We start from the raw sequence: 1,224 nt of genomic DNA, 5'->3' as shown, positions 1-1,224 counted from the left end.
ATTGGCGGTGATTTCGTCGCTGCCGGTGGGGTTGTTCGGGACGTTCTTCATGCTGAAGGTGATGGGTCTTGCGAACGACGTGTACGCTCAGATCGGCCTGGTCATGCTGGTGGGTCTGCTGGGCAAGAACGCGATCTTGATCGTCGAGTTCGCCGTCCAGCGCCACCGAGAAGGATTGAGTATCAAGGAAGCCGCGATCGAGGGTGGCAAGCTGCGATTCCGGCCGATTCTGATGACGTCGTTCGCGTTCATCGCGGGTCTGCTGCCGCTGGTGGTGGCGACCGGCCCCGGGGCCATCGGCAACCGGACCATCGGGTCGGCGGCAGTTGGGGGCATGCTCGTGGGTACGGTGATCGGCGTCCTGGTGATCCCCGGACTCTATTACGTGTTCGGCATGATCGCCGACAAGGGGAAGCTCCTCGACGACGAGTCGGACGAGCCCGTCAGCGAACGGATGCTGCACGCGGCCCCGCACTCGCACTAAGTCCTTGTTGAGAGGGAGAGGGAGGTTTCGAGCCGGACGACCGACGTCGGCCGTCCGGCTCCCATCGACACGAGGCTGGATATGGACTATGCGTGCAGAGTATGGTCCAATGAATCGGTGTGTCGTGCTGCTTGGACCCTCTTCAGGGACCGAGCCCGACGCATCGACGAAACCCGACCAGATAGCCGTCTTTCAGTTCGTGCATGGAGCGCTTCCTGCTCCAGGACAGGGCGTCGATTGCCGATCCGCCCTGTGTGTCTTGCCTGAACTCCTGTCGATCCGACGACGCCCCGTCCTCCGGGCGTGGTTCCGACGTCCTTCGACGGCCGCGAGGGCCTGCACGCATAACCGTCGGCCGGCGTCGTCGAACCCTGGGCCCGTATGCGGCGTTGTGGGATCGCGGCTACTATGGTAAGGAGCCGGATGCGGAAATGATGGCCGGCCGGACGCCCGCCCTTCGGTTCTCCAAATCTGGTAGATTCTCGAAGAGCACGCGAGAGTTTCGTCAGTCGGCGGCGATTTTCCCGCACATGAAGCACAAGGCGGAATAACGGCCGTGGCGGGGTGAGGAAACCGATCAAGCTGTCTCGAGCATGGCTTCCGGATATGGAAGCCAGAGAGGGCGTCTCAAGGTCATGTTCGCAAACATCCTACACCGACCGGCGTTGGCCATCGTCATCTCGATTTTGATCGTGTTCCTCGGCGCTCTGGCCATCAACACCCTGCCGATTTCCCAGTTC

The 1,224-nt window shown here is 62.0% G+C and carries 1 protein-coding gene; it reads left to right on the top strand.

The features are described 5' to 3' along the window. The coding region (locus tag G5C50_RS32105) for an efflux RND transporter permease subunit (RefSeq protein ID WP_165076177.1) at window positions 1–484 on the top strand (484 nt) is incomplete at its 5' end. Window positions 485–1,224: the final 740 nt, after the last annotated feature.

The sequence above is a fragment of the Paludisphaera rhizosphaerae genome (assembly GCF_011065895.1).
GTDB classification, from domain to species: domain Bacteria; phylum Planctomycetota; class Planctomycetia; order Isosphaerales; family Isosphaeraceae; genus Paludisphaera; species Paludisphaera rhizosphaerae.
The sequence above is the reverse complement of the archived record's forward strand: the minus strand, read 5'-3'. Positions and strand labels throughout refer to the sequence as shown.